This window comes from Streptomyces venezuelae (assembly GCF_008642275.1).
Taxonomy (GTDB): Bacteria; Actinomycetota; Actinomycetes; order Streptomycetales; family Streptomycetaceae; genus Streptomyces; species Streptomyces venezuelae_E.
The window spans coordinates 5,779,045-5,805,020 of record NZ_CP029189.1 but is presented as its reverse complement, the minus strand read 5'-3'; the positions used below and the strand labels follow the sequence as shown (position 1 = coordinate 5,805,020).

25 protein-coding genes are annotated in these 25,976 nt (G+C 72.8%); 7 read left to right on the top strand and 18 right to left on the bottom strand.

The window, feature by feature from the left end; translation table 11 throughout:
• Positions 1-50 precede the first annotated feature (50 nt).
• Positions 51-890 (top strand): GNAT family N-acetyltransferase, encoded by an 840-nt coding sequence (locus DEJ51_RS25830; protein ID WP_150259999.1) that lies wholly within the window; start codon positions 51-53, stop codon positions 888-890.
• Between the two features lie 37 nt (positions 891-927).
• Here the strand turns inward: DEJ51_RS25830 and DEJ51_RS25825 are convergent, their stop codons facing one another.
• Positions 928-1,224, bottom strand: coding sequence for a YciI family protein (locus DEJ51_RS25825; RefSeq protein ID WP_223836215.1), 297 nt, complete (start codon positions 1,222-1,224; stop codon positions 928-930).
• Positions 1,225-1,446: 222 nt separating this feature from the next.
• On the opposite strand from DEJ51_RS25825, the gene DEJ51_RS25820 reads away from it, so the two are divergent.
• A complete protein-coding gene (locus tag DEJ51_RS25820; protein WP_150262148.1) occupies positions 1,447-1,863 on the top strand; it encodes an SgcJ/EcaC family oxidoreductase in 417 nt (138 codons plus the stop codon).
• 141 nt (positions 1,864-2,004) lie between these two features.
• Here the strand turns inward: DEJ51_RS25820 and DEJ51_RS25815 are convergent, their stop codons facing one another.
• Complete coding sequence (locus DEJ51_RS25815; protein WP_150259997.1) at positions 2,005-2,763, bottom strand: SDR family oxidoreductase; 759 nt, start codon at positions 2,761-2,763, stop codon at positions 2,005-2,007.
• Positions 2,764-2,948: 185 nt separating this feature from the next.
• On the opposite strand from DEJ51_RS25815, the gene DEJ51_RS25810 reads away from it, so the two are divergent.
• Positions 2,949-3,872 carry an AraC family transcriptional regulator gene (locus tag DEJ51_RS25810; protein ID WP_223835964.1) on the top strand — a complete coding sequence of 308 codons (924 nt, stop codon included), beginning with the start codon at positions 2,949-2,951 and terminating at the stop codon, positions 3,870-3,872.
• Between the two features lie 39 nt (positions 3,873-3,911).
• Here the strand turns inward: DEJ51_RS25810 and DEJ51_RS25805 are convergent, their stop codons facing one another.
• Both DEJ51_RS25805 and DEJ51_RS25800 read right to left on the bottom strand, forming a co-directional pair.
• A complete protein-coding gene (locus tag DEJ51_RS25805; protein WP_150259996.1) occupies positions 3,912-6,161 on the bottom strand; it encodes a bifunctional salicylyl-CoA 5-hydroxylase/oxidoreductase in 2,250 nt (749 codons plus the stop codon).
• 4 nt (positions 6,162-6,165) lie between these two features.
• Positions 6,166-6,993 (bottom strand): enoyl-CoA hydratase family protein, encoded by an 828-nt coding sequence (locus DEJ51_RS25800; RefSeq protein WP_150259995.1) that lies wholly within the window; start codon positions 6,991-6,993, stop codon positions 6,166-6,168.
• A 242-nt stretch (positions 6,994-7,235) separates the two neighbouring features.
• Here DEJ51_RS25800 and DEJ51_RS25795 point away from each other — a divergent pair, with 242 nt between their 5' ends.
• A complete protein-coding gene (locus DEJ51_RS25795; RefSeq protein ID WP_263411716.1) occupies positions 7,236-7,664 on the top strand; it encodes an ATP-binding protein in 429 nt (142 codons plus the stop codon).
• Positions 7,665-7,688: 24 nt separating this feature from the next.
• Here the strand turns inward: DEJ51_RS25795 and argF are convergent, their stop codons facing one another.
• The 7 genes from argF to DEJ51_RS25760 form a co-directional block, all read right to left on the bottom strand.
• Positions 7,689-8,717: an ornithine carbamoyltransferase gene (argF, locus tag DEJ51_RS25790; protein WP_150259994.1), complete on the bottom strand. Its 1,029-nt coding sequence runs from the start codon at positions 8,715-8,717 to the stop codon at positions 7,689-7,691.
• Positions 8,718-8,870: 153 nt separating this feature from the next.
• Positions 8,871-10,097, bottom strand: coding sequence for an arginine deiminase (locus tag DEJ51_RS25785; RefSeq protein ID WP_150259993.1), 1,227 nt, complete (start codon positions 10,095-10,097; stop codon positions 8,871-8,873).
• Between the two features lie 46 nt (positions 10,098-10,143).
• Positions 10,144-10,620 (bottom strand): hypothetical protein, encoded by a 477-nt coding sequence (locus tag DEJ51_RS25780; protein ID WP_223835963.1) that lies wholly within the window; start codon positions 10,618-10,620, stop codon positions 10,144-10,146.
• A gap of 223 nt (positions 10,621-10,843) precedes the next feature.
• Positions 10,844-13,408: a polynucleotide kinase-phosphatase gene (locus tag DEJ51_RS25775; RefSeq protein WP_150259991.1), complete on the bottom strand. Its 2,565-nt coding sequence runs from the start codon at positions 13,406-13,408 to the stop codon at positions 10,844-10,846.
• Complete coding sequence (locus DEJ51_RS25770; protein WP_150259990.1) at positions 13,405-14,889, bottom strand: 3' terminal RNA ribose 2'-O-methyltransferase Hen1; 1,485 nt, start codon at positions 14,887-14,889, stop codon at positions 13,405-13,407. The genes DEJ51_RS25775 and DEJ51_RS25770 overlap by 4 nt, the downstream gene beginning before the upstream one ends.
• Before the next feature lie 300 nt (positions 14,890-15,189).
• Complete coding sequence (gene mmuM / locus DEJ51_RS25765; RefSeq protein ID WP_150259989.1) at positions 15,190-16,161, bottom strand: homocysteine S-methyltransferase; 972 nt, start codon at positions 16,159-16,161, stop codon at positions 15,190-15,192.
• Positions 16,162-16,174: 13 nt separating this feature from the next.
• A complete protein-coding gene (locus DEJ51_RS25760) occupies positions 16,175-17,098 on the bottom strand; it encodes an LLM class F420-dependent oxidoreductase (RefSeq protein WP_150259988.1) in 924 nt (307 codons plus the stop codon).
• A 218-nt stretch (positions 17,099-17,316) separates the two neighbouring features.
• Here DEJ51_RS25760 and DEJ51_RS25755 point away from each other — a divergent pair, with 218 nt between their 5' ends.
• Positions 17,317-17,574, top strand: coding sequence for a hypothetical protein (locus DEJ51_RS25755; protein ID WP_411757401.1), 258 nt, complete (start codon positions 17,317-17,319; stop codon positions 17,572-17,574).
• A 46-nt stretch (positions 17,575-17,620) separates the two neighbouring features.
• Here DEJ51_RS25755 and DEJ51_RS25750 read toward each other — a convergent pair whose 3' ends face one another.
• The 4 genes from DEJ51_RS25750 to DEJ51_RS25735 form a co-directional block, all read right to left on the bottom strand.
• Entirely contained in the window at positions 17,621-18,106 is a 486-nt protein-coding gene (locus tag DEJ51_RS25750; protein WP_150259986.1) for a DUF6099 family protein, read from the bottom strand.
• Between the two features lie 123 nt (positions 18,107-18,229).
• Positions 18,230-18,571: a nucleotide pyrophosphohydrolase gene (locus tag DEJ51_RS25745; protein ID WP_150262145.1), complete on the bottom strand. Its 342-nt coding sequence runs from the start codon at positions 18,569-18,571 to the stop codon at positions 18,230-18,232.
• Positions 18,572-18,684: 113 nt separating this feature from the next.
• Positions 18,685-19,893: an ATP-binding protein gene (locus DEJ51_RS25740; protein ID WP_411757351.1), complete on the bottom strand. Its 1,209-nt coding sequence runs from the start codon at positions 19,891-19,893 to the stop codon at positions 18,685-18,687.
• A gap of 349 nt (positions 19,894-20,242) precedes the next feature.
• Positions 20,243-20,638 carry a cell division protein SepF gene (locus DEJ51_RS25735; protein ID WP_150259984.1) on the bottom strand — a complete coding sequence of 132 codons (396 nt, stop codon included), beginning with the start codon at positions 20,636-20,638 and terminating at the stop codon, positions 20,243-20,245.
• A 155-nt stretch (positions 20,639-20,793) separates the two neighbouring features.
• Here DEJ51_RS25735 and DEJ51_RS25730 point away from each other — a divergent pair, with 155 nt between their 5' ends.
• Both DEJ51_RS25730 and DEJ51_RS25725 read left to right on the top strand, forming a co-directional pair.
• Positions 20,794-21,513 (top strand): DUF2470 domain-containing protein, encoded by a 720-nt coding sequence (locus DEJ51_RS25730; protein ID WP_150259983.1) that lies wholly within the window; start codon positions 20,794-20,796, stop codon positions 21,511-21,513.
• A 41-nt stretch (positions 21,514-21,554) separates the two neighbouring features.
• Positions 21,555-22,475, top strand: a complete 921-nt coding sequence (locus tag DEJ51_RS25725; RefSeq protein ID WP_150259982.1) for an NADP-dependent oxidoreductase — start codon at positions 21,555-21,557, stop codon at positions 22,473-22,475.
• Positions 22,476-22,549: 74 nt separating this feature from the next.
• Here the strand turns inward: DEJ51_RS25725 and DEJ51_RS25720 are convergent, their stop codons facing one another.
• From DEJ51_RS25720 to DEJ51_RS25710, 3 genes are read right to left on the bottom strand one after another with little or no spacing between them, the layout of a single operon-like run.
• Positions 22,550-23,881 (bottom strand): LLM class flavin-dependent oxidoreductase, encoded by a 1,332-nt coding sequence (locus DEJ51_RS25720; protein WP_150259981.1) that lies wholly within the window; start codon positions 23,879-23,881, stop codon positions 22,550-22,552.
• Positions 23,882-23,939: 58 nt separating this feature from the next.
• A complete protein-coding gene (locus tag DEJ51_RS35200) occupies positions 23,940-25,148 on the bottom strand; it encodes an ABC transporter permease (RefSeq protein WP_223835962.1) in 1,209 nt (402 codons plus the stop codon).
• On the bottom strand, positions 25,145-25,975 hold the full coding sequence (locus DEJ51_RS25710; protein ID WP_190620630.1) for an ABC transporter ATP-binding protein: 831 nt from the start codon (positions 25,973-25,975) through the stop codon (positions 25,145-25,147). The genes DEJ51_RS35200 and DEJ51_RS25710 overlap by 4 nt, the downstream gene beginning before the upstream one ends.
• Between the last annotated feature and the right edge of the window lies 1 nt (position 25,976).

Genomic DNA, 25,976 nt, shown 5'->3' with positions numbered 1-25,976 from the left:
CTGGCTGCCCTCCAGGTGCGGGCGCCCGCCCCGTCGCGCCACGATGGGCCATGACCTGGACCTTCACCACGGATCTGACGGCCTACCTGGCCGCGGCGGGCCCGGCCGCGGCCGCGCTGCCCGTGTCCAACACCCTGCTGCTGACCGTGGCAGACGGGCTGCGGCGGCGCGGGACCGACGCCTATGGCGACGGCGCCCCCTTCTTCGGCTGGTGGACGGGGGCCGACGGCGCCGTCGCCGGTGGTCTGCTGTGCACGCCGCCGTACCCGGTCGTGCTCGGCGTGCTGCCCGGGGAGGCGGTCCGGGCGCTCGGGGCCGCGCTCGCCGGCGAACCGCTGCTCGCCGGGGCGCACGGGTTCAACGCCCGCCGCCCGGACGCCGACGTGCTGGCCGAGGCCTGGGGGCGACCGACCCGGATCGCCGAGGAGCTGCGCCTGTACCGGCTGGCCGGCCTGGTCCCCCCGGATCCGGCACCGGCGGGCCGGGCCCGGCCCGCCTCCGTGGCCGACCTCCCGCTGCTGCTGGAGTGGGTCACGGCCTTCAACACGGAGGTGAACGTCCCGGGCACTGCCTCCGAGGCCAGGCTGCGCGACCGGATCTCCTACGGCGGGGTCCGGCTGTGGGAGCACGCCGGTGTTCCCGTCTCCCTGGCCGGCTTCTCGCGCCCGATCGGCTCCGCCTCACGCGTCGGCCCCGTCTACACCCCGCCCGAGCACCGGGGCCGCGGATACGCCGCCGGGGTCACGCACGCGGTGAGCGAAGCGGCGTACGCGGCCGGCGCAGGCGAGGTCCTCCTCTTCACGGACCTGGCCAACCCCACCAGCAACGGCGTCTACCAGCGCCTGGGTTACACCCCGGTCGAGGACCGCGCCGAGATCGTCCCGGCGTGAACACGGGCGCGGGTGCCGGGGCGGACCGGATCCGCCGCTACTTGTGCAGGCCCTCGAAGGAGGGGCCGACCCGCACCGGGGTGATCGTGATCTCTTCCCATACTCCCGAGGTGGCATACGGCTCGATGGCAAGCCACTGGTCGAGCTCGGCCCGCGACGGGTAGTCGAGAACGAGCATGGAACCGATCATGCCGCCGTCGTCCCCGAGCAGAGCCGTCCCGAAGAGCATCTTTCCCTCGGCCACGAGCTTGTCGCCGAGGGCGATATGAGCCTCACGCACCGCCGAACGGCGGGCCGACGCGCCTGCGTCGCTCCCGTCTTGGCCGATGAGCATGAACTGCACGTGCGCCCCCTGGATCCCTAGTCGCCCTCACCGAAGCCGGTCGGTCCGCTTCCATCAGCTCCGGGCGTGGAGGGTCCGCTTCGGCCGGACCGCTCTCCCGGAGCGTCACTCAAGCCATGCCGGCGCGGTCGATCCTAGTGCCCTGAAGGCGAGTTCCGGCGGTGATCGCTGCACGAGACGGACCTTGACCTCAACTTCCCTTGAGGTTGCATGATGATCCGCATGACGAACGAAAGCACGGCCCTGACCGCCGACATCGAGGCCATCCACCAGGTGGTGGCCGCCGTCGAGGCCTCCCAGCAGGCCAAGGACCCCGACGCCTTCCTCTCCCTCTTCCATCCCGACGCCCTCTGGACCACCGGCGGCGGCAAGGTCCTCATCGGCCTCGACGCCATCTCCGATTTCACCCGCGCGGTCCTGCCCGGCGCGAGCTGGGACGGCCGGGTCGGGTACACCGTCACCCACCTCCAGTTCCTGCGCCCGGACGTGGCCGCGGTCAAGGTCAGCCAGGTCTACCACTCGGCCGACGGGCCCGGGGACGAGGGCGTCCCGACGTACGTGATGACCAAGGACGAGGACGGCCGCTGGCTGCTGACCGTCTGCCAGAACACCCAGGTGTCGAAGGCGTAGAGCCGCGGGCCGGGGCCGGGCCGGAGGTGCCCCGTGGCCGGGTGCACCCCGGCCCGGCCCGCGGTGCGGGCGCGGCGCGGGCGCGGCGCGGGCGCGGCGCGGGCGCGGTGCGGGCGCGGCGCGGGCGCGGCGCGGTCCGGATCAGCGGGTGGTGTAGCCGCCGTTGGCGAAGATCGTCTGGCCGGTGATCCACCAGCCGTGGGTGGCCAGGAAGGTCACCAGCGGCACGATGTCCTCGATCTTGGTGAGGTCGTCGCCCAGTGCCTGCGACTTGTGGAACGCCACGCGCTCGGGGGTCTCCTGGCCGTAGAAGAACGGGGTGTCCATCGGGCCGGGCGCCACGTTGTTGACGGAGATGCCGCGGGCGGCGAACTCCTTGGCGGCGGCCCGGGTGAAGTGCTCCACCGGGGCCTTCGCGCCGGCGTACGTCGAGTAGCCGTCGGTGAACGCCGCGAGCAGCGACGTGACGACCGTGATCACCTTGCCGTTGTCGTTGAGGTGCCGGCCGGCTTCGCGGATGAAGAAGTACGCCGCCTTGGAGTTGACCGCGAACATCCGGTCGTACTCCTCCTCGGCGGTCTCCACGATCGGCTTGCGCAGCACCATGCCCGCGGTGTTGACCGCGACGTCGATGCCGCCGAAGTGGTCCTTGGCTGTGGCGAAGAGCCGTTCCACCTCACTCACCCGCGACAGGTCGCCCTGGACGGTCAGGGCCTTGCCGCCGGCCGCTTCGACCGCCTCGGCGGTCTTGCGCGCGTCCGCGGCGGTGGCGTCGGAGTGGTAGTGGATCACGACGTCGGCGCCGTCCCGCGCCACGCTGGTGCTGATCAGACCACCGAGGTTCTTCGCCCCGGCTCCGACGAGGACGGTCTTGCCGGACAGCGAGTGGTTCGAGCTCATGGTTGGTTCCTTCCGGTGTCCGCACGAGGTGCGCCACCAATGTCGCCCGCCCGGCCCCGGCCGTTCTTGAACGATCCGGCCGCCCTGGAACAAACGCATCACGCGATCGCTCCGGGCCGCCACGCACCGCACCGCCGCCCGGCCCGACCCGTGCGATCGGGCACCCGCGCACCGATAATGGGGATGTGCCCAGCCCTGCGACGTCCCTGATCAAGCCCCACCTCGTCCACCTGTCGGGCAGCGGACCCGACCTGGACCACGCCGTCGTGGAACGCGACACGGAGCTGGCCGCCGGGAAGCGCCCCGGCGCCCAGCCGCCCGTCGGCCCGAGTGCGCACGTCCTGGTGGTGCACTCGGGCACGTCGACGAATCTGCGCTGGAGTGCCGACGGGCACGCCCGCAGGGAGCGCTTCCACCGCGGGCAGTCCCTGATCAATCCGGCCGGCTGGGCATCCCGCCCCCGCTGGGAGGACGACGTGGAGCTGATGCTCGTCGCCTTCGACCCGGCCTGGCTGGAGAAGCTCGCCGACGAGGGCGGCTTCGGCGGCACCCTGGAGATCACCCCCGACTACCACCGCAACGACCCGTTCCTCGCGATGATGGTGGAGCGCCTCGTCCTCGAGTACGAGCAGAAGGATCCCGCCGACGCCCTCTACGCCCAGTCACTGGTGCAGGCGGTCGCCGCACACGTCATCAAGACCTCGGCATCCCGGGGAGCCGGCCTCGCGCCCGCGCCGTCCGGTCTGCCGCCGCGCCGGCTGGCGCAGGTCACCGACTACATCCACACCCATCTCGCGGAGCGCGTCACCCTGGACGACCTCGCCCGGGTCGCCGGCGTGAGCCCCTCCCACTTCACCCGCGTCTTCCGCGCCTCCACCGGACGGTCCCCGCACCAGTACGTCCTCGGTCAGCGGCTCGAACAGGCCCGCAGGGCCCTGCTCACCACCGACACCGCGATCGCGGCCGTCGCCGACGCGTGCGGCTTCGCCGACCAGAGCCACCTCACCCGCACCATGCGCCGCCACCTCGGCCTGACTCCCAGCGCCCTGCGTACGGACCGCGCGCGAGCCGGCACCACCGGTGACGCAGGCCCGGCCTTCGACGTCTGACCGCTCCCGTCGCCGCCCGCGGCACCGCACGAATCGGGTTCAGCCGCGGCCCGTCGGCGGTGTGCGGCTGCCCGCACGGTACGGGGCCGGCCAGGGCGCGCCCGGGCCCTCGTAGGACTGCTCGGCGGCCGCGTGCAGGGTCCAGTGGGGGTCGTAGAGGTGGGGACGGCCGAGGGCGCAGAGGTCGGCCCGGCCGGCCAGCAGCAGGGAGTTCACGTCGTCCCAGGACGAGATGGCTCCGACCGCGATGACGGGGACGCCGACCGCGCCCCGGATCCGGTCGGCGTACGGGGTCTGGTACGAGCGCCCGTACTCGGGGGCCTCGTCCGCGACGACCTGGCCGGTCGAGACGTCGATGGCGTCCGCGCCGCGGGCGGCGAAGGCGGCCGCGATCCGCACCGCCTCCTCGGGCGAGGTGCCCCCGGGTGCCCAGTCGGTGGCCGAGAGGCGGACCGTCATCGGGCGGTCGGCCGGCCACACCGCGCGGACCGCGTCGAAGACCTCCAGCGGGAAGCGCAGCCGGTTCTCCAGGGAGCCGCCGTACTCGTCGTCGCGGTGGTTGGTCAGCGGGGACAGGAAGCCGGAGAGCAGGTAGCCGTGGGCGCAGTGCAGTTCGAGCAGGTCGAATCCGGCGTCGGCGGCACGGACGGCGGCCGCGGCGAAATCGGAGCACAGCGCCGCCATGTCCGCGCGCTCCAGGGCGCGCGGCAGCGCCGAGACGCCCGGCCGGTAGGGCAGCGCGGAGGCCGCCACCAGCGGCCAGTTGCCCTCGGGCAGGGGGTCGTCCATGCCCTCCCACATCACCCGGGTCGAGCCCTTGCGGCCGGCGTGCCCGAGCTGGACGCCGAGGGCGGTACCGGGCGCGGAGGTGTGGACGAAGTCGGCGATCCGTTTCCAGGCGGCCGTCTGCTCCTGGGTGTAGAGGCCGGTGCAGCCGGGTGTGATGCGGCCCTCGGCGGACACGCAGACCATCTCCGTCATCACCAGCCCGGCCCCGCCCAGTGCCCGCCCGCCCAGGTGGACGAGGTGGAAGTCGCCCGGTACTCCGTCTTCGGCCGAGTACATGTCCATCGGTGAGACGACGACCCGGTTGCGCAGGGTCAGGCCGCGCAGGGTGAAGGGCGTGAACATCGCGGGGGTGCCTTCGGGGCAGCCGAAGTCCCTTTCGACGGCCCGCGTGAACCGTGCGTCGCGCAGCCGCAGGTTGTCGTGGGTCACCCGGCGGCTGCGGGTGAGGAGGTTGAAGGCGAACTGCCGGGCGGACTGGTCGACGTAGCCGGCGAGCTCCTCGAACCAGTGCCGGCTCGCGGCCGCCGCCCGCTGGGTGCTGGCGACCGCCGGACGGCGGGCCGTCTCGTACGCGGCGAGGGCGGCCGGGACGTCGTCCGGTGCGGCTGCCACGGCCTCGGCGAGCGCGAGTGCGTCCTCCACCGCCAGTTTGGTTCCGGAGCCGATGGAGAAGTGGGCGGTGTGCGCGGCGTCGCCGAGCAGCACCGTGTTGCCGTGCGACCAGCGCTCGTTGACGACGGTACGGAACTGCGTCCAGGCGGAGCGGTTGCCGCGCAGCGGGCGCCCGCGCAGGGCCTCGCTGAAGATCTTGGCGCAGCGGGCCGCCGACTCCTCCTCGTCGCACAGGTCGAAGCCGGCCGCCCGCCACACCTCGTCGCGCATCTCCACGATCACGGTGGAGGCGTCGGCCGAGTAGGGGTAGGCGTGCAGCTGCATGACGCCGTGCTCGGTCTCCGCGATCTCGAAGCGGAAGGCGTCGAAGGCGAAGTCGGCGGCGAGCCAGATGTAGCGGCAGCGTCCGCCGGTCAGCGCCGGCCCGTAGTGCGCGGCGCCGGCCTCCCGGATCTGGCTGTGCACTCCGTCGGCCGCGACCACCAGGTCGTGCGAGGCGGCGAGCTCGTCGGCCGGCGGGGCCTCTGAGCGGAAGCGGAGGCGGACGCCGAGGCCCGCGCAGCGCTCGTGCAGGATCTCCAGCAGCCGGCGCCGTCCGATGGCCGCGAAGCCGTGGCCGCCGGAGGTCAGCAGCCGGCCGCGGTGCACGATGTCCACGTCGTCCCAGCGCACGAACTCCGCGCTCAGGGCGGTGTGGACGACGGTGTCGGCCCGCTCGATGCCGCCGAGGGTCTCGTCGGAGAGCACCACGCCGAAGCCGAAGGTGTCGTCCGGGGCGTTGCGCTCCCAGACCTCCACCGTGTGGCCCTGGCGGGCCAGCAGCGCGGCGGCGTAGAGCCCTCCCGGTCCCCCGCCGACGACGGCGACCCGCATGGCACCAGGAGTCATGTGGCTACCTGCCCTTCCACTCCGGCGGCCGCTTCCCGGTGAAGGCGGCGTGGAACTCGGCGTAGTCCTGGCCGTGCATCAGCAGGGCCTGGGTGTTGGCGTCCAGTTCCACGGACGCCGCCAGGGGCATGTCGAGCTCGGCGGTGAGCAGCGCCTTGGTCTGCGCGTGGGCGAGGGCGGGGCCCGCGGCCAGGCGCGCGGCGAGTTCGGCGGCCCGTACGTGGGCCTTGCCCTCCTCGGTGAGCTCGCTGAGCAGGCCGATCCGCTCGGCCTCGGCCGCGTGGACGGGCTCTCCGAGCATCAGCAGGCGGGTGGCGTGGCCGAGGCCGACGACCCGGGGCAGCAGGTAGGCCGCGCCCATGTCGCCGCCGGAGAGGCCGACGCGGGTGAAGAGGAAGGCGAAGCGTGCGGTGGGATCGGCGATCCGGAAGTCGGCGGCGAGTGCGAGGACCGCTCCGGCGCCGGCGGCCACACCGTGCACGGCGGCGATCACCGGGAAGGGGCATTCGCGGATGGCGCGCACCACCTGGCCGGTCATGCGGTTGAAGTCGAGGAGCTGGGCGGTGTCCATGGCGAGGGTGGCGCCGATGATCTCGTCGACGTCCCCGCCGGAGCAGAAGCCACGGCCCTCGCCCCCGAGGACGAGGGCGCGTACGGAGCGCTCGCGGGTCAGTTCGCCGAGCAGATCGCGCAGGTCGGCGTAGGCGCCGAAGGTGAGCGCGTTCAGCTTCTGGGGGCGGTCGAAGGTGACGGTGGCGACGCCGTCCTGCCGGGTGACCCGGAGGTGGTGCCACCGTTCGGTCGCTGGTGTGGAACCGGTGAAGGGGCTCACCTCACCGACGGTATCACCAGATCGTGACTGCCGTCACAGAAGCGCGACATATTCGCCCCGTCGGCCGGATGCGGGCCCACGGGGCGAAGGCCCCGGTCCCGGGCGACCGTGGTCCGCCGCGGCCGTGACGGGGTGCCCTGCGGAACGAGAATTCGACTTCGTATCGTTGAAACCAGGAGTTCACCACTCCCGCCCTACCCGACCCCGATCCCGACCCCGACCCCGGAACGGATGGCCCCTCCTTGCCCGACGCCTCCGCCTGGCGGATCGCCCTGCCGCACTCGGCGGCCGCCGTCCCCATGGCCCGCGCCCTCGTGCGTACCGCACTGGCCGACACCGACGCCTCCGCCGACCGGGACACGGCGGAACTCCTGACGGCGGAACTGGTGGCCAACGCCGTGGAGCACACGAGCTCCGGCGCCCCGATCGAGCTGGTCGTGGAACTGCGCCCGAACGGCTGCCAGGTCGAGGTCCACGACGGCGATCCCTGCCCGCCCGGCGGCCTGTCGGCCCGTCCCGACGCCGGCCGGCCCGACCCCTGGCAGGAGCACGGCCGCGGCCTGCTGCTGATCCGGAGCCTGAGCTCCGACTGCGGCCACCGCCCCACCCCGCACGGCAAGGCCGTCTGGTTCACCCTGCCCGCACGGCGGACCGGCCCCGCCGGCGCGTGACGCGTGACCGTGACGCCTGTATGACTATGCGTCACTCAGGCCGGAGCGGCCGGGCCGGGCGAGGGTGGCGACGAGTACGGCCTTGATGGTGTGCAGCCGGTTCTCGGCCTCGTCGAAGACGATCGAGTGCTCCGACTCGAACACCTCGTCCGTCACCTCCAGGGAGTCGAGCCCGTGCCGCTCGTGGATCTCCCGGGCCACCTTGGTGCCGAGGTCGTGGAAGGCCGGCAGGCAGTGCATGAACTTCACGTCCGGGTTCCCGGTGGCGCGCAGCACGTCCATGGTCACCGCGTACGGGGACAGGGCCGCGATCCGCTCGTCCCAGACCTCCTTGGGCTCCCCCATGGACACCCAGATGTCGGTCACGACGAAGTCCGCCCCGGCGACCCCCTCGGCCACCTCCTCGGTCAGCGTGATCCGCGCTCCGCTCTCCGTCGCGAGCTCCCGGGCCGCGGCCACCACCGACTCGGCGGGCCAGTAGGACCGGGGCGCGACGATCCGCACGTCCATGCCCAGCAGCGCACCGGTCACGAGGTAGGAGTTGCCCATGTTGAAGCGGGCGTCGCCGAGGTAGGAGAAGGCGATCCGGTCCAGCGGCTTGGTGGTGTGCTCGGTCATGGTGAGCAGGTCGGCCAGCATCTGGGTGGGGTGCCAGTCGTCGGTGAGCCCGTTGAAGACGGGCACACCCGAGTGGACGGCGAGCTCCTCGACGGCCTGCTGGCTGTCACCCCGGTACTCGATCCCGTCGAACATCCGGCCGAGGACCCGGGCGGTGTCCTTGACCGACTCCTTGTGGCCCATCTGGGAGCCGGCGGGGTCGAGGTAGGTGGTGTGCGCCCCCTGGTCCGCGGCGGCGATCTCGAAGGCGCACCGGGTCCGGGTGGAGGTCTTCTCGAAGATCAGCGCGATGTTCCTGCCCTGGAGCAGACGCTGCTCGGCCCCGGCCTTCTTCGCGGCCTTCAGGTCGGCGGCGAGCTGGACCAGACCGCGGAACTCGGCCGCCGTGAAGTCCAGCTCCTTGAGAAAACTGCGGCCGGCGAGGTCGGTGGCCATGGGGTTGCTCCAGCGTCACGATGTCAGGGGATGCTGGAAGTCTATACGATGCCCTGTATTGATATACGGACCGTCCGAGGGGCGGACCGGGGAGCACCCCCGGCCCAGACCCCTGGCCGAGACCCCCGGCCCCGTCCCCCGGCCCGGTCCGCCTCAGACCGCGTCCCGCTCGACGGGACAGCTCATGCAGCGGGGCCCGCCCCGGCCCCTGCCCAGCTCGCTGCCCGGGATCTCGATCACCTCGATGCCCATTTTGCGCAGGTGCGTGTTGGTCGTCACGTTGCGCTCGTAGGCGACCACCACCCCCGGCTCCACGGCGAGCACGTTGCACCCGTCGTCCCACTGCTCGCGCTCCGCCGAGTGCACGTCCTGCGTCGCGGTCAGCACCCGGATCGAGTCCAGGCCGAGCGCCGCCGCGATGGCCCGGTGCATGTGGTCCTCCGGGTGGTCGGTCACCTTCAGCTCCTGCGGCCCGCCGCCCGGCTCGATCGTGTACGAGGGGAGCATCCCGAGCCCGGCGTACTGAGTGAACGTATCTCCGTCGACCATCGTCATCACCGTGTCCAGGTGCATGAAGGCCCGCGACTTCGGCATGTCCAGCGCCACGATGGACGTCGCCGAACCGGCGGCGAACAGGCCGCGCGCCAGCATCTCCACCGCCTGCGGGGTGGTCCGCTCGCTCATTCCGATCAGCACCGCCCCGTTGCCGATGACCAGTACGTCCCCGCCCTCGATCGTCGACGGGTAGTCCGCCTGCCCCTGCGACCAGTAGTGGAAGGCGCCGGAGGTGGTGAAGAGCGGGTGGTGCTTGTAGATCGCCTCGAAGTGGACCGTCTCGCGCCGCCGGGCGGGCCAGCGCATCGCGTTGATGGACACCCCGTCGTAGATCCAGGCGGAGGTGTCCCGGGTGAAGAGGTGGTTGGGCAGCGGGCCCAGCAGGAAGCCGTCCAGATCGAGGGCGTGGAAGCGCACCGACACCGGCTCGGCGTGCCGCTCCAGGAACTCCCGTTTGGTCATCCCGCCGACCAGTGCCTCCGCCAGCTCGGCCGAGGTCAGCCCGTCGAAGGCCGCCCGGAGGTGGTCCGTGGCGAGCGGCCCGTACTCCTTCTCGTCGAAGACCCGGTCCAGTACGAGGTGCCTCGCCTCGGGGATGTCGAGGGCCTCGCACAGCAGGTCCCCGAAGAGGTGGACCTCCACGCCCCGGTCCCGCAGCACGTCCGCGAAGCCGTCGTGCTCCTGGCGGGCCCGGCGCACCCACAGCACGTCGTCGAAGAGGAGCGCGTCCTTGTTGCTCGGTGTGAGCCGCTTCAGCTCCAGGTCGGGCCGGTGGAGGATGACGCGGCGAAGCCGCCCGGTCTCGGAGTCGACATGGAATCCCATGCCGTACACATTCCCAGACCGAACGGCTTTTTGACCCTGCGTCCGCTCAGCGAGGGGTGCCGAGGCCGAGAAGCGCCGAGGGCGCGCCCGTGAGCTCCGGCGTGGTCAGGCCCAGTTCGGGCATGGTCAGGTTCGGCACACCGGAGTTGGAGGCGTCCGGCATCGTCAGCAGGCCGCCGGCGACCAGGCCGGGGGTCCGGGCGAGCAGGTCGGTGGCCGGCGCCTCGACGGAACCCTCTCCGTCCGTCTCGGGCTTGCCCAGCAGGTTCGGCACCGGGGAGGTGACGAGGGTGCCGCCGAGCTCGGTGCCGACCGGGACCGACGGGAGCAGTGGGGTCGGGAGCATGTTCCCCTTGTGGAAGCGGGGCGCCTCGGGCGCTCCCGTCACCGGCACCGGCACGCTGGTGCCCACGCGCGGGGTGTCCACGCCCAGCGTGGTCTTCACGGCGTCCAGCGGGACACCGACCGGCACCGACTGGGCCATGGCCGGGGTGGCCGCTCCGGCCGCGGCCATACAGGTCATGAGTGCCGCAATGCTTCCGCGCGCGGTCATCTTCATAGGTGACGTTCCGTCCTTCCAGGGTCGCGGACATTCCGCTGCCCTGGTTGAACGATCCCGCCGGTGGTTTTCCCGGCCTTCTCCGTGAAAGTTCCCCCATACGACCTAATTCGAGGCCGTACGGGGGCCGTCCCTTTACGGGCCGTGCTGACGAGGCGGCCCGGTCCGGGGCGGTACCGGATTCGGCTCACAGGCGCGGGTCGACCGGTTCCGACTCCAGCGCGAGGACCGCGAAGACCGCCTCGTGGACCCGCCACAGCGGCTCGTCGGCCGCCAGCCGGTCCAGCGCCTCCAGCCCGAGCGCGTACTCGCGCAGGGCCAGCGAACGCTTGTGACCGAGGAACCGCTCGCGCAGCCGCTCCAGGTGGTCCGGACGCGTGTACTCCGGCCCGTAGATGATCCGCAGGTACTCGCGCCCGCGCACCTTGACCCCGGGCTGGACCAGTCGGCCCCTGCCGTCCCTGGCGTACGCCTGCAGGGGCTTGACGACCATGCCCTCGCCGCCGGCGGCCGTCAGCTCCAGCCACCAGTCGGTGCCGGCCCGTACGGAGTCCTCGTCCGCGGTGTCCACCAGGATCCGGCCGGTGCGGTGCAGCAGCCCGGTACCGGCGGGCCGGTCGGCGCCGTCGGCATCGACCAGCCGGTCCAGCCAGAACAGCTGCTCGTCGTGGGGCACCGCGGCCAGCGACCGCCCGGCCACCGCCAGCAGCTGGAACGGTGCGAACCGTACGCCGTCCAGACCGTCGGTGGTCCAGCAGTAACGCCGGTAGGAGTCGGTGAACGCGGCCGCGTCGGCGGCCCGGCCGCGCTGGCGCTCCAGCAGCTCACCGGTGTCGACGCCCCTGGCGGTGGCCGCCTCCAGGGCGGCGAGGGCGCCCGGGAAGACGGCGCCGGAAGCCGCACCCACCGCGGCGTACTGGTTGCGCAGCAGGCCGGCGGACTTCAGGGACCAGGGCAGGAGTTCCCCGTCGAGCAGCAGCCAGTCGGTGTCGAGTTCCTCCCAGAGACCGGCGGCGGTGACGGCCGAGCGCAGCCGGGTGAGGACCTCCTCGGTGACTTCCGGGTCCTTGAAGAAGGGCCGCCCGGTGCGGGTGTAGACGGAGCCCGTCGGGCCGTCGACCCCGAAGCGGGCGCGGGCCGCGTCGGCGTCCTTGCAGACGAGGACGGTGGCGCGGGAGCCCATGTGCTTCTCCTCGCACACCACCTGGGCGACGCCGTCCGCCCGGTACTGGGCGAAGGCCTCGGCCGGGTGCTCCAGGTAGCCCTCCTCGCGGGAGGTGGCGGTGGGCGCCATGGTGGGCGGCAGGTACGGGACGAGCCGGGGGTCCACCGCGAAGCGGCTCATGACCTCCAGGGCCGCCGCCGCGTTCTCCTCGCGCACGTTCACGTTGCCGAGGTGACGGGTCTCCACGACCCGGCGGCCGTGCACGTCGGCCAGGTCGAGCGGGCGGCCGTCGTGCCCGCCCGGCGCCTCGGCGACGAGCGGCTTGACCGGCTCGTACCAGACCTTCTCGGCCGGTACGTCGACCAGTTCGCGCTCGGGCCAGCGCAGGGCGGTCATCCGGCCGCCGAAGACGGCGCCGGTGTCGAGGCAGATGGTGTTGTTGATCCAGGTGGTGTCGGGGACCGGGGTGTGGCCGTAGACCACGACGGCCTTGCCCCGGTAGTCCTCGGCCCACGGGTAGCGCACGGGCAGGCCGAACTCGTCGGTCTCGCCGGTGGTCTCCCCGTAGAGAGCGTGCGAGCGGACCCGGCCGGAGGTGCGGCCGTGGTACTTCTCGGGCAGCCCGGCGTGGCAGACCACCAGCCTGCCGCCGTCGAGGACGTAGTGGCTGACGAGGCCGCGGATGAACTCCCGCACCTCCTGGACGAACTCCTCCGGCTCCTTCTCCAGCTGCTCGATGGTCTCGGCGAGGCCGTGGGTCCGCTGGACCTTGGAGCCCTTGAGATAACGGCCGAGCTTGTTCTCGTGGTTCCCGGGCACGCACAGGGCGTTGCCGGACTTCACCATGCCCATGACGCGGCGCAGCACGCCGGGGCTGTCGGGGCCGCGGTCGACGAGGTCGCCGACGAAGACGGCGGTGCGGCCCTCGGGGTGGACCCCGTCCTCGTAGCCGAGCTTGGCGAGCAGGGTCTCCAGTTCGGAGGAACAGCCGTGGATGTCGCCGACGATGTCGAAGGGGCCGGTGAGGTGGGTGAGGTCGTTGAACCGCTTCTCCAGGACCACCTCGGCGGTCTCGGCCTCCTCGACGGAGCGCAGTACGTGGACCTTGCGGAAGCCCTCGCGCTCCAGACCGCGCAGCGAGCGCCGCAGGTCGCGGCGGTGCCGCTGGATGACCGCGCGGGGCAGACCGGCACGGTCGGGGCGGGCGGCATTGCGCTCGGCGCAGACCTGCTCGGGCATGTCCAGGACGATGGCGATCGGCAGGACGTCGTGCTCGCGGGCGAGCTGGACGAGCTGGCGGCGGGCGTCGGCCTGGACGCTGGTGGCGTCGACGACGGTGAGGCGGCCGGCGGCGAGGCGCTTGCCCGCGATGTAGTGCAGGACGTCGAAGGCGTCGCGGCTGGCGCTCTGGTCGTTCTCGTCGTCCGACACCAGGCCCCGGCAGTAGTCGGAGGAGATGACCTCGGTGGCCTTGAAGTGCTGGCGGGCGAAGGTGGACTTGCCCGATCCGGTGGCCCCGATCAGGACGACGAGGGACAGGTCGGTGACGGGAAGTGTGCGCGTACGGGGGGTTTCGGTGCCGGTCATGCTGCCTCGCCCTCCTTCGGGGTGTCGGTGGTGTCGGTGCCGTCGTGCTGGGTGAAGACGGCCATCTGGGTCGGCGGCCCGACCTCGGGGTCGTCGTCGCCGACGGGCACGTACCGGACCCCGTAGCCGTGGCGCCGCGCGACCTCGTCGGCCCAGGCGCGGAACTCCTCGCGGCTCCACTCGAAGCGGTGGTCGCCGTGGCGGACGTGCCCGGCGGGCAGGGTCTCCCAGCGCACGTTGTATTCGACGTTCGGGGTGGTGACGAGGACCGTACGGGGCCGGGCCGAGCCGAACACCGCGTACTCCAGCGCGGGCAGCCGCTCCGGGTCCAGGTGCTCTATGACCTCGCTGAGCACGGCCGCGTCGTAGCCGGCCAGCCGCTTGTCGGTGTACGCGAGCGAGCCCTGCAGGAGCTTCAGGCGCGCGCTCTGCCGCTCGCCCATCCGGTCCAGCCGCAGCCGCCGGGCCGCGATCTGCAGGGCCCGTACGGACACGTCCATACCGACGATCTCGGAGTACGCCGGGTCCCCGAGCAGCGCCTGGAGCAACTGCCCCTGGCCGCAGCCGAGGTCCAGCACCCGCTGGGCTCCGGCCACCCGCAGGGCGGCCAGGATCGCCTCGCGCCGCTGCACGGCGAGCGGCACGGGCCGCTCCTCGGTGTCGCGGGTCTCGTCGACCGCGTTGTCGATCTCCTCGACCTCGCTGCCGTCGGCCTCGGCGAGGCGGACCAGTTCCAGGCGCTCGATGGCGTTCTGGGTCAGCCGCTTGTGGCGGGCCAGGTAGCGGGAGGTGATCAGCCCGTGCTCGGGGTGCGTCGCGAGCCAGCCCTCTCCGGCGCGCAGCAGCTTGTCGACCTCGTCCGGGGAGATCCAGTAGTGCTTGGCGTCGTCGAGGACCGGCAGCAGCACGTAGAGCTGGCGCAGGGCGTCGGCCAGGCGCAGCTCGCCCTCCAGGACGAGCCGTACGTAGCGGGAGTCCCCCCACTCCGGGAACTGCTCGTCGAGCGGTACGGCCTCGGCCTGTACGAGGTCCCAGCCGAGCGGGCCGAACAGCCGGCGCACGAGTTCGGCCCCGCCGCGGGCGGGCAGCACCGGGATCTCGACGCGCAGCGGCCGGGTCTGCTCCGGGAGCTCGGGGCGGGCGGCGCACTGCCCCTTGAGGGCGGTACGGAACACTCCGCTGAGCGCGACGGCGAGCAGCGAGGACGCGGCGTACGGCCGGTCGTTCACGTACTGCGCGAGCGCGGCGTCCGGAGCCCCGCCCCGGCCCTTGCCCCGGCCGCGCCGCACGAGCGCGACGGGGTCCACCTCCAGCAGCAGGGCCGCCGTGCACCGCTCGGCCGAGGCCTCGGGATAGAACACGTGAGCGGCGCCGTGCGAGGTGGAGAACGCCTGCGTCTTGCCGGGATGCTTGTGCAGCAGATAGCCCAGGTCGGTGGCGGGTCGTTCAGAGGAACCGGTGGTGGAGATCGTCAGGAACACATGACCGATTGTCGCCGGTCATCCGTACCGTACGCCTCCGGTTTTTCGTGAGGCGTCACCCGGCGGAGAGCGAGACGCGCGATATGCCGCCGATGACCGGATCGCTCCCCGGGAAACACGAACCGCCCTCCCGGGACCGGCGGAAGGAACGCAGGAACGCAGGAACTCAGGAACTGAGGAACTCAGGACGCGCTTTCCTCAGCCAAGTACCGGTACGACTGCTGCCATTCGGCGAAGGCGCTGTCCGGTGCCGGGGGCGCCGCAGCCCGTGCAGGTGGCGTCCGGCAACTCCGGGCGCCGCTACGTTGATGCCCCTCCGCCCCCAACTCGACCGTTCTTGAATGAGTTTGACGAATCGTCCCCTGTATTGTGGGGCATTTCCGCGGCCATCGCCGCGATGCCGTCGGGTCCGATGCGGCAGCAGCCGCCGATGAGGCGGGCGCCGGTCGTGTACCAGGCCTGCGCGGGCCAGGGGACGGGTGTGTGCGGGGTGTGCCAGGTGCGGGTGCCGGCGTCCCACGCCGAGCCGTCGTTGGGGTAGGCCACGAGCGGTTTGGCGGTCTCGCCGGCCGCCGCCTCCAGCGCGGGCAGCACGTCGGCCGGATCGCAGCAGTTGACGCCGACCGCGATGACCTGCGGGGATGCGGCTGCGACGGCGAAGGCCTCGCGGAGGGGCTGTCCGGCCCGCGTACGGCCGGCGGCCACCGTGTACGAGAGCCAGGCGGATGCGCCGGTGTCGGCGAGGACGCCGAGCAGCGCCTCGGCCTCGTCGCTGTCCGGGATGGTCTCCACGGCCAGGACGTCGGGGCCGGCGGCGAGCAGGGCCTCGATGCGGGGGCGGTGGAAGGCGGCCAGCTCCCGCACGCTCAGCCCGTAGCGGCCGCGGTATTCGGAGCCGTCCGCGAGCACCGCTCCGTACGGGCCCACGGAGGCGGCCACCCACACCTCGTGGTCGGCGGCCTCGGCCACCCTGGCGGCCAGGCGCACGCCGCGGTGCAGCAGGGCGGTGGTCTCGGCGTGGTCGTGGCCGTGGGCGGCGAAGGTCTCGTAGCCGACCTGGTAGCTGGCGGTGATCAGTACCTCGGCGCCGGCCCGGGCGTACGCCGTGTGGGCGGCCGCCACCTGCTCCGGGTGCTCGACCAGCACCCGGCCCGACCAGAGGTCGCCGGACAGGTCACAGCCCTGGGCGGCGAGCTGGTTGCTGAGCCCGCCGTCCAGGAGTACGGCCCTGCGGGCCAGGGCTTCGGCGAGCGGGCCGGACGCGCGTGACATGGTCGCCGCCCGCCTATCGGAGCTGGGAGAGCACCTGGGCGGAGATCAGCTCCAGGTGGTCCAGGTCGTCGAGGTCGAGCAGCTGGAGGTAGACCCGTGAGGCGCCGACGGCTCCGTAGGCACCGATCTTCTCCACGACCTCGGCCGGGGAGCCGGCCAGGCCGTTCGCCTTGAGCTCGTCGACGTCGCGGCCGATGGCGGCGGCCCGCCGGGCCACCTCGGCGTCGTCCTTGCCGACGCAGACGACGAGGGCGTTGGAGTAGCGGAGGTCGTCGGCCTTGCGGCCGGCCTCCTCTGCGGCCTCCCGGACCCGGGCGAACTGCCGCTCGCTGTCGGCGATCGACGCGAAGGGCATGTTGAACTCGTCCGCGTACCGGGCGGCGAGCCGCGGGGTGCGCTTGGCTCCGTGGCCGCCGACGAGGACGGGGACCTTGGCCTGGGCGGGCTTGGGGAGCGCGGGCGAGTTCTCCACCTGGTAGTGCGTGCCCGCGTAGTCGAAGGAGGCTCCGACCTCGGTGGCCCACAGGCCGGTGACGATGGCCAGCTGTTCCTCCAGCCGGGACATCCGGTCCGCCGGGAAGGGGATCCCGTACGCCTTGTGCTCCTGCTCGAACCAGCCCGCGCCGAGGCCCAGCTCGACGCGGCCGCCGGACATCTGGTCGACCTGGGCCACCTGGATGGCGAGGACTCCGGGCAGCCGGAAGGTTCCTGCCGTCATCAGCGTGCCGAGGCGGATCCGCTTGGTCTCCCGGGCCAGGCCCGCGAGGGTGATCCAGGCGTCGGTGGGGCCGGGCAGACCGTCGGCGGACCCCATGCGCACGTAGTGGTCGGAACGGAAGAAGGCGTCGAAGCCCAGGTCCTCGGTGGCCTTGGCGACGGTCAGGAGGGTCTCGTAACTCGCACCCTGCTGGGGCTCGGTGAAAATGCGAAGATCCATACCCCCCATCCTGCACTTCCCGCCCCGGCAGGGTGAATCTGCGTCAACCGGACGGTCCACCCCCGGGCCCGCCAGTGACCAGCCCGGATGGGGATCGTTGGCTCGGACGGAGCCGGACCGCCCGGCCCGCGCGCCGGCGGCGTCCCCCCGGTGCGTCCACCGCCCCCTTCCGCTTCGGAAGGGCCAGGGCCGAGGAGGCCGCCATGTCCCACGAGGCCGTGCCGGAGACCCACCGACACACCGGAGCCACCGGACGGGCAGCGCAGGCAGCACACGACCAGGCCGGTCAGGAGCCCGCGGTACCCGCCGAGGGCGGTGGCGCGCCGAAGGGCCTGCTGCAGCAGATGGAAGAGCTGATGGCCGCACTGAACGCCGACCTGTCCCGGCTCGACGCCGATCTCCAGGCCTCCACCGACCGCACCGAAAACACCGGCCGCACCGCCGACGGCGAGCGCCCGTCCCACCGGTCGTCCTGACCCTGCGGGTCCCGCCGCGCACGGCGGGACCCCGCCCGTGCCGCCCTCAGGCCACGCCCGAGGCCGACCCCCGCTCCCGGACCACCATGCGACGCAGGATCGCCCGGACCCGGTCGCTCGACTCGTCGGCCGCGTCGATCGACTCTATGCACTGCCAGTACAGGGCCTCGTCGTCCGTCCCGCAGGCCACCCCGACCAGGGCTATCCCCACCTCACCCAGCAGCGCCTGGAGTCCGAGCAGCGCCTGCCGGACGTCCGAGACCTCGCTCAGCTGCGCGGCCCGCGGCGGATACTCGGGCGCACTGCCCTCTCCGCGCAGGGCCGCCCGGTCGAGCACCCCGCAGCCTCTGCCTCCCGCTTCCCCCAGTCCCCGTGCCTCCGATCTGAGCTCCGGCGGCCCGGTGACCGCCAGATAGCTCCCTATGCCCTGCGCGAGCGCCTGGGCCTGCCAGGCCTCGCCCACGATGCCCCACGCGACCCCACTCTGTGCCAGCGCGTGCCGGCCGGCCGCGATGAGCCGTACCGCATCCATATGCCGTCCCCCGTCCGCACGACATCCCGCCATCCTCACCACTACCCAGAGTGAGGGCAACGAGCCAGTAAAGCCAGGGGTATTCGGAAAATGTGGACAGAAACGTGATTGTGGATGAGTCCATCACTCCGAAGAGTGACGATTCGGTGTCGATGTACCCGTCACGGGAAAGCGGAGTTCGTTCCTCTCGATCTTCGCGGCGAGCGCATCCAGCACATCGACCCCGAGAACCTCACAGAACTGCAGCAGATACGCGAGCACGTCGGCCACCTCATCGGCCACCCGGTGGGCCGACTCCGGCTCCTCCATCACTTTCGCCGACTGCTCGGGCGTCAGCCACTGGAAGATCTCGACCAGTTCGGACGCCTCCACGCTCAGCGCCACCGCCAGGTTCTTGGGCGTGTGGTACGGCGCCCAGCCGCGCGCGGCCGCGAACTGCGCGAGCCGGCGCTGCAGTCGGTCCAGCCGCTCGTCGGGCCGCTCACCGGCCCGCCCGTCGGCCTGCACACCCGGCCGCTCGTCGGCCTGCGCACCCGGCCGCTCACCGGGCCGCCGCTCGGGCTGTTCCTGCGTCTCGTTCATGCGCTCAGGTCTACCACCGCGACACCCGGGAGGTCGCGGGCGGCCGCCGCGGTCTCCTCCCCCACCGCCGCCACCAGCCGGATGTGGCCGCGGCCGCAGGACAGCAGGGCCAGGCGCAGCAGCTCGGCGCGCTGCCTCCGGTCGAGGCCCCGGTCGAAGCCGTCGGACAGCACCGTCAGCGCCTGCCGCGCGGAGAGCAGTTCGGCCGCCGGGTCCACGGCCAGCACCCCCGGACCGGTCAGCAGGACGAGCGCCAGCGCGAGGAAGCGGAGTTCGCCCGCGCCCAGCCGGGCCAGCTCCGTGGCGGGCCGGCCGGGACCGCGGTCCAGTACCGCCTCGACGGGGCCGCCGCCCGCGGGAGCCCGTACGTCCAGCCCCACGACGGGCCCGGCGCAGCCGGTGCGGGCCGCCTCGGCAAGCAGCGCGTGGCGGGTGCCGCATTCGCTGCGGGTCCGGCGCAGTACGTCGGCCAGGTTGGCGCAGTCACCCAGCAGACGCCCCTCGCCGGGAGGGACGGCGGCGCGCATCCGGTCCGGGTGCGGTTCGCAGGGGAACACCGCGCGCAGGGCCACGACCACCTGCTCGGCCGCGGCCAGGACCTGGCGCTGACCGGGAGTGGAACCGGCGACGCGGAGCGGGAGCAGTGCCGTGCCGAGCCGGTCGTCGGGCAGCGGGGCCCTGGTGACGCCGATGGCGCCGCCGGTCAGCCAGGCGGCCTGGACCGAACGCCGGCCGGGGTCGCGCAGGGCCGTGGCGAGCAGGATCTGCCCGTCCTGCGAGAGCCGTTCGCCGACGATCCGCAGCGTGGGCTCGGCCTGGACGGCGAGGTCGAGCCGTACCGGGCCGACGGGTCCGTCCACGGTGCAGCCGAGGCGGAACCCGCGCCGGTGCTGGGCGTCGGGGACGGCCCGGTCGGGGATGCGGGAACGCGGATCGGGGAAGGTCTCCTCCAGCGTGGCCCCGGAACCCAGCCCGGCCAGGGCCTCGTAGGCGGCCAGGGCCTGGGACTTGCCGCTGCCGCTGGGCCCGGCGAAGAGGGTGAGGGGGCCGAGCGGGAAGACCGCGGAGCGGTGCGGCCCGAAGGCGGAGAGCCGCAGCTCGGTGAGCACGGGCCGCGGGTGTCGCTGCACGGGCTCGGCAGGACGACCGGGGGCGCGGGGGCCCGCCTGCGACGGTACGACCGGCTCCCCGGCAGGGCCGGCCACCGGCGCGACCGCCCCGGAGGCGACCGGGACCGCGGACGCCGCCGCGGCGCGCCCGTCGCAAGCCCCGGAGACCGCAGAAGTCCCGGGATCCCCGGGATCCCCCGGAGCCCCGGATGTGGTCGGTACGTCGGGTGAGCCGGGCGGGGCCGGGCACGCAGACGGCGGCGCCGTGGCGGGCTGCTCGTCGGCCGGTCCGGGATCGGCGGAATCGGTGCGGGTGTCGGCTAACGCGACGACGGCGGCGGTGCGTTCCGCCGTTGCCGCGTCCAGGGTGGCGTCCATGCGCGGGACGGTACGGCCCGCCGGACCCCCCGTGGCTCCGGCGAACCGTTCCCTCGCGGGGACCTTCCTACGATCGGGGGACGGCCGCGGCCGCGATCCCCTCGACCTCGGTGCCGACCGGCGCCAGCAGGAAGACGTTCCGGTCCACCCGGTGCATCCCGCTGCCCAGGCCGAAGACCACGCCGCTGCTGAAGTCCAGGATCCGCTTGGCCACTTCGCTGTCCGCCCCGGTGAGGTCGAGCAGGACCGGGATCTGCGCGATCAGGTACTCCGCCACCTCCCGGGCGTCCGCGAAGATCTGGACTCTGATCACCACGAAGCGCCGCTGCTCCGCCGTCGACGCGCCGGGCGCCGTCGGGATCGTGCGGTGGTCCACCCGGGAGGGCCATTCGTTGCGACTGCGCAGGGGGACCACCTGCGCGAGCCCCTCCCACTGTTCGTCGGTGACGTCGTACCTGCTCACCGGGCCGCCTCGGCCGCGCGCTTCATGTGCATCCCCCCATCCTCTCGCGTTTCACCCGTTCAGCCCAACAACGACACGAGCATGCCGGGTACTCTCGAAGAGCCAAATAGGTTAGGTTAGGCATACCTAAGTCACTCGGACGAGGGGAGATCCGCATGCGCCTGTTCGGTGCCCCCGCCACCCCGGCCGACCGGCCCACCGATGCCGAGCGCATCCGGTCGATCCTGACCGCCGCCCACTCCATGACCGTGGTCACCGACGGGCAGCGCTCCGAGGTCCGCCACCTCGACGGCAGCGACCCCATGGGGCGGCTGCACCTGCACCCCGCCGAGCCCGGCGGCGAGTCCGAGTACCGGCCGTCGATCCGGCTGGAGTTCACCGACGTCGCCCCCACCCCGGTACGGGACCGGGTGCGCGCCCGCGTCACCGTGCTCGGCCGCCTGCTCACTCCCTACTCCGACCTGGCCGCGGGCTCCGGCGCCGACTCCACCTGCATGGAGTTCGACCGTGCCGTCCTGGAGACGCCGGAAGGCCGCTCGCACGTCGGCCTCGAAGAGCTGGACGCGTCCTGCCCCGACCCCCTGTCCCCGTACGAGGCGGGCATGCTCACGCACCTCCTCGACGACCACCACGACCTGGTCACCCTGCTGCTGCGGCTGGTCCATCCCCTGCCGACCGCCGCCGTGCTCCGCGCGCTGCCGGTGGCGATGGACCGGTACGGGATCACCCTGCGGCTGGAGGAGCGGCACGGCCACCGCGACGTGCGGCTGCCCTTCCCCTCCCCCCTCGACGACGTCGAGCAGGCCGGTACGCAGATCCAGGCGCTCTTCAGCGCGGCCCGGCGGAGCTCGCACCGCAACACCCTGCCGGCCTGACCGCCGGAATACCCGGCCGCGGGGCCGCGTTGGGGACGATCATGAAGGCCATCACTTACAGCGCATACGGAACTCCCGCCACCCTGGGGCTCGTTGACCTGCCGCAGCCGAAGGTGGGCCCGGGCGAGGTGCTCGTGCGCGTCAAGGCCGCCGGGGTCAACCCGGTGGACTGGAAGCTCGCCGCCGGATACCTCGACCCCATCCTCGAAGTCCGCTACCCGGTCATACCCGGCTGGGACGTGGCCGGAGTCGTCGAGGCGGTGGGCGAGGACACCTTCGACTACGCCGTCGGTGACGAGGTCTACGGCTACGTCCGCAAGGAGTGGGTCGAACTCGGCACGTACGCCGAGCTGGTCTCCGCCCCCGTACGCACCCTCGCCCGCAAGCCCCGCGAGCTGAGCTTCGAGCAGGCCGCGGGCCTCCCGCTGGCCGGCCTCACCGCCTACCAGTCGCTCACCCGCGTCGGCCTCAAGGCCGGGGAGAGCGTCGTCATCCACTCCGCGGCCGGCGGCACCGGATCCTTCGGCGTGCAGATCGCGGTCGCACTCGGCCTGCGGGTCATCGGCACGGCGGGCGCGCACAACCACGACTACCTGCGCTCCCTCGGCGCGGAGCCCGTGCTGTACGGGGAGGGGATGGCCGACCGGATCCGCGAGCTCGCGCCCGACGGCGTCGACGCGGGCCTGGACTTCTACGGCGACGACGTCGTCGACACGCTCCAGTCGCTGGTCCGGGAACCCCACCGGGTGGTCTCCATCGCCGACTACAACGCGGCCGCCAAGGGCGCCCACCAGCTGTGGGTCCGCCCGGACACCGCCGACCTGACGTTCCTGGCCGAACTGGCCGACGCGGGGAAGCTCACGGTCAACGTGGAGCACGCGCTGCCGCTCGCCGAGGCCGCCAGGGCCTGGGAGCTGAGCGCCGCGGGCCGCACCCGCGGCAAGATCGTCCTGACCGTCTGACCGCCCGACCCGCAGCCGGCCCCCGTGGCATGCATCGGCGCCGCCGGAGCGCGTGGCTCCGGCGGCGTGTCCGGTCAGACGGCCTGCGGGGTGTAGCGGTTGACCGGGCGGGCGAGGCCGTAGTTCTCGCGGAGGGTGGCACCGGTGTACTCCGTGCGGAAGAGCCCGCGGCGCTGGAGGATCGGCACGACGTGGTCGACGAAGGCGGTCAGGCCGGTGGGCAGGACCGGCGCCATGATGTTGAAGCCGTCGGCGGCGCCCCGGGTGAACCACTCCTGGAGCTGGTCGGCGATCTGCTCGGGGGTACCGGCGAAGACGCGGTGGCCGCGGCCGGCGCCGAGGCGGGCGATCAGCTCGCGCAGGGTCAGGCCGTCGCGGCGGGCGAGCTCGGCGACGAGGGTGAAGCGGCTCTTGTTGCCGTTGACGTCCCGTTCCTCGGGCAGGTCCGGGAGCGGACCGTCCAGCGGCAGGCCTGTGAGGTCCACGTTCAGCATCCCGGAGAGCTGGGCGAGGCCGTACTCGGGCACCTGGAGGTCGGTGAGCTGCTGCTCCAGGGCCTTGGCCTCGGCCTCGGTGGACCCGATGACGGGCGCGATGCCGGGCAGGACGAGGAGGTCGCTCTCGGCGCGGCCGTACTTGGCGAGGCGGGACTTGAGGTCCTTGTAGAAGGTCTGGCCGTCGGCAAGGGTCTGCTGGGCGGTGAAGACGGCCTCGGCGTACTGCGCGGCGAACTCCTTGCCGTCCTCGGAGGAACCGGCCTGCACGAGCAGCGGGTGTCCCTGCGGGGAGCGCGGCACGTTGAGCGGTCCGGCGACGCCGAAGTACTCGCCGCGGTGGGCGGCGGGGTGCAGCTTGTCGGTGTCGGCGTAGATGCCGCGCTCCTTGTCGAGGACGATCGCGTCGTCCTCCCAGCTGTCCCAGAGCTTGGTGGCGACGTCGAGGAACTCGCGGGCGCGCTCGTAGCGGAGGTGGTGCTCCAGGTGCTCGTCACGGTTGAAGTTGCGGGCCTCGTCGACGGTGCCGGAGGTGACGATGTTCCAGCCGGCCCGGCCGCCGCTGATGTGGTCGAGGGAGGCGAACTTGCGGGCCAGGTTGTACGGCTCGTTGAAGGTCGTGGAAACGGTGGCGATGAGCCCGATGTGCTCGGTGACGGCGGCGATGGCGGAGAGCAGGGTGAGCGGCTCGAATCCGCCGAGGGCGTTGTGGCGGGCCTTGCCCCAGAGCGCGACCCCGTCGGCGAAGAAGATGGAGTCGAGCAGTCCGCGTTCGGCCGTGCGGGCCAGGTCCTGGAAGTACCGCAGGTCGGTGATCAGCTCGGGCCGGCTGTCGGGGTGGCGCCAGGCGGCGTCGTGGTGACCGGCGTTCATCAGGAACGCGTTGAGGTGGAGGGTGCGGTGCGAGGTCATGGCTGTTCCCTGTGTTCGGAGGCGTTGCGTGCGGTGGCGGCCCGGACGGGGGCGGGCGTCAGGCGGGGACGCGCCAGGTGCTCAGGCGGCGTTCGATCGTGACCAGCAGCTGGTTGAAGGCCACGCCGACGGCGGAGATGGTGACGATGCCCGCGTACATCTGCGGGATCGCGAAGTTGTACTGCGAGGCGTTGATCAGGTAGCCGAGGCCCGCCTTGGCGCCGATCATCTCGGCGGCCACCAGGACGAGGATGGATACCGCGCCGGCCAGCCGGATGCCGGTGAAGACGGCCGGTACGGAGGACGGCAGGATCACCTTCTGGAAGAGCCTCGGGGTGGACAGGTCCATCGAGCGGGCCAGTCTGACCAGGGTGGGGTCGGCGTTGCCCACCGCGCTGATCGTGTTCAGCAGGACCGGCCAGAGGCAGGCGTAGACGACGATCGAGACCTTCGAGGTCTCGCCGATGCCGAGGAGCAGGACGAAGACCGGCAGCAGGGCCAGTGCGGCGGTGTTGCGGAACACCTCCAGCAGCGGGCCGAGCAGCGCGGCGACCGGCCGGTACCAGCCGATGAGCAGGCCGAGCGGGACCGCGATGACGACGGCGATGCCGAAGCCGCCGAAGGAGCGGGCGAGGCTGGCCCGGGTGTGCTGGCCGAGCTGGCCGTTGCCCAGGAGGTCCCACCAGGCGGTGGCGACCTCGCTGACCGGCGGCAGGAAGGTGGCGTCGACCAGGCCGAGACGGGGGGCGGTCTCCCAGAGGACGAGCAGGGCCACCAGGGCGGCCGAGCGCAGGGCGGCGGCGCGCAGCCGGCGGCCGAGTGCCCCGGCGGCCTTCCGGACGGGTGACGGGGCGTGGCGGCCGTGGGCGGTGCCTCGACCGGCGCCCGGGGCGGCGGGGCCCTTCGGCGCGGGCGCGGCGTCCGGCCCGGTGGCGGGTGCCTCCGGAGGCGCGGGTGCCTCCGGGGGCGCGGAAGTCACCGGGGCCGCAGGTGCCTCCGGGGCCGTCGGGGCCCGCTCAGGGACGGGTGCCGTTGCCGTGGCCGCCCGGCCGGCGCCGCACAGTCGGCGTGCCAGCAGCGACGGGAGACCGGACCGCGGCCTGCGGGACTCCCGGTCGGCGGGCGCGGGAGCGGCGGGCGCGGGAGCGGCGGGCGCGGGAGCGGCGGGCGCGGGAGCGGCGGGCGCGGTGTCCTGCCGTACCGCCTCGCCTACCGCCTGTCGGTCGGCCGGGGCTTCGGTGGCGGGGGTGGTGACGTCGGTGCTCATACGGTGGCCTCCTCCTTCTCCAGTTGCTGGGCACGGGCCACCTCGTCGTGGAGCAGGGTCCAGATCTCGTGGCGTTGGCGGGCGAATTCGGGGCTGGACCGCAGGTCCTCGCCCAGGAAACCGGCACCGCGGTCACCGAAGGAGATCGGGACGATCTCCTTGACCCGACCGGGGCGGGAGGTCATGACGGCCACCTTCTGGCCGAGGTAGACCGCCTCCTCGATGCCGTGCGTGATGAAGACGACGGTCTTGCCGGTGCGCTGCCAGATGCGCCGCAGCTCGTCCTGGAGGGACTCCCTGGTCTGCGCGTCGAGCGCGGCGAACGGCTCGTCCATCAGCAGCACGTCCGGGTCGTACGCCAGCGAGCGGGCGATGGCGACGCGCTGGCGCATACCGCCGGAGAGTTCGTGCGGGTGCCGGTCCTCGAAGCCGGTGAGGCCGACGAGGTCCAGGAACTCCCGCGCCCTCGCCTTGCGTTCGCGGCGCTGGACGCCGGTCGCCTCCAGGCCGAACTCCACGTTGCCGAGCGCCGTCCGCCAGGGCAGCAGCGCGTACTGCTGGAAGACGATGCCCCGGTCCAGGCCCGGCCCGGTGATCGGCTTCCCGTCGAGCAGGATCCGCCCCGACGACGGCCGGGTCAGTCCGCCGAGCAGGTCCAGGAGCGTGGACTTGCCGCAGCCGCTGGGGCCCACGACCACCACGAACTCCCCCGCCTCGATCTCCAGGTCGATCCCGTCGAGCGCGGTGAACCGCTCCTTGTTCCTCCTGTTCTTCCTGTCCTTCGTCGGGAAGGTCTTGGTCACTTCCTCGAACACGATCTTCGCCATG

What these genes read in the sequence shown, in the direction of transcription:
- DEJ51_RS25830 (WP_150259999.1), top strand. Translation starts at nt 51, where the DNA reads ATGACCTGGACCTTCACCACGGATCTGACGGCCTACCTGGCCGCGGCG.
- DEJ51_RS25825 (WP_223836215.1), bottom strand. Translation starts at nt 1,224, where the DNA reads ATGCTCATCGGCCAAGACGGGAGCGACGCAGGCGCGTCGGCCCGCCGT.
- DEJ51_RS25820 (WP_150262148.1), top strand. Translation starts at nt 1,447, where the DNA reads ATGATCCGCATGACGAACGAAAGCACGGCCCTGACCGCCGACATCGAG.
- DEJ51_RS25815 (WP_150259997.1), bottom strand. Translation starts at nt 2,763, where the DNA reads ATGAGCTCGAACCACTCGCTGTCCGGCAAGACCGTCCTCGTCGGAGCC.
- DEJ51_RS25805 (WP_150259996.1), bottom strand. Translation starts at nt 6,161, where the DNA reads ATGACTCCTGGTGCCATGCGGGTCGCCGTCGTCGGCGGGGGACCGGGA.
- argF (WP_150259994.1), bottom strand. Translation starts at nt 8,717, where the DNA reads ATGGCCACCGACCTCGCCGGCCGCAGTTTTCTCAAGGAGCTGGACTTC.
- DEJ51_RS25785 (WP_150259993.1), bottom strand. Translation starts at nt 10,097, where the DNA reads ATGGGATTCCATGTCGACTCCGAGACCGGGCGGCTTCGCCGCGTCATC.
- DEJ51_RS25780 (WP_223835963.1), bottom strand. Translation starts at nt 10,620, where the DNA reads ATGACCTGTATGGCCGCGGCCGGAGCGGCCACCCCGGCCATGGCCCAG.
- DEJ51_RS25775 (WP_150259991.1), bottom strand. Translation starts at nt 13,408, where the DNA reads ATGACCGGCACCGAAACCCCCCGTACGCGCACACTTCCCGTCACCGAC.
- mmuM (WP_150259989.1), bottom strand. Translation starts at nt 16,161, where the DNA reads ATGTCACGCGCGTCCGGCCCGCTCGCCGAAGCCCTGGCCCGCAGGGCC.
- DEJ51_RS25760 (WP_150259988.1), bottom strand. Translation starts at nt 17,098, where the DNA reads ATGGATCTTCGCATTTTCACCGAGCCCCAGCAGGGTGCGAGTTACGAG.
- DEJ51_RS25750 (WP_150259986.1), bottom strand. Translation starts at nt 18,106, where the DNA reads ATGGATGCGGTACGGCTCATCGCGGCCGGCCGGCACGCGCTGGCACAG.
- DEJ51_RS25730 (WP_150259983.1), top strand. Translation starts at nt 20,794, where the DNA reads ATGCGCCTGTTCGGTGCCCCCGCCACCCCGGCCGACCGGCCCACCGAT.
- DEJ51_RS25725 (WP_150259982.1), top strand. Translation starts at nt 21,555, where the DNA reads ATGAAGGCCATCACTTACAGCGCATACGGAACTCCCGCCACCCTGGGG.
- DEJ51_RS25720 (WP_150259981.1), bottom strand. Translation starts at nt 23,881, where the DNA reads ATGACCTCGCACCGCACCCTCCACCTCAACGCGTTCCTGATGAACGCC.
- DEJ51_RS35200 (WP_223835962.1), bottom strand. Translation starts at nt 25,148, where the DNA reads ATGAGCACCGACGTCACCACCCCCGCCACCGAAGCCCCGGCCGACCGA.
- DEJ51_RS25710 (WP_190620630.1), bottom strand. Translation starts at nt 25,975, where the DNA reads ATGGCGAAGATCGTGTTCGAGGAAGTGACCAAGACCTTCCCGACGAAG.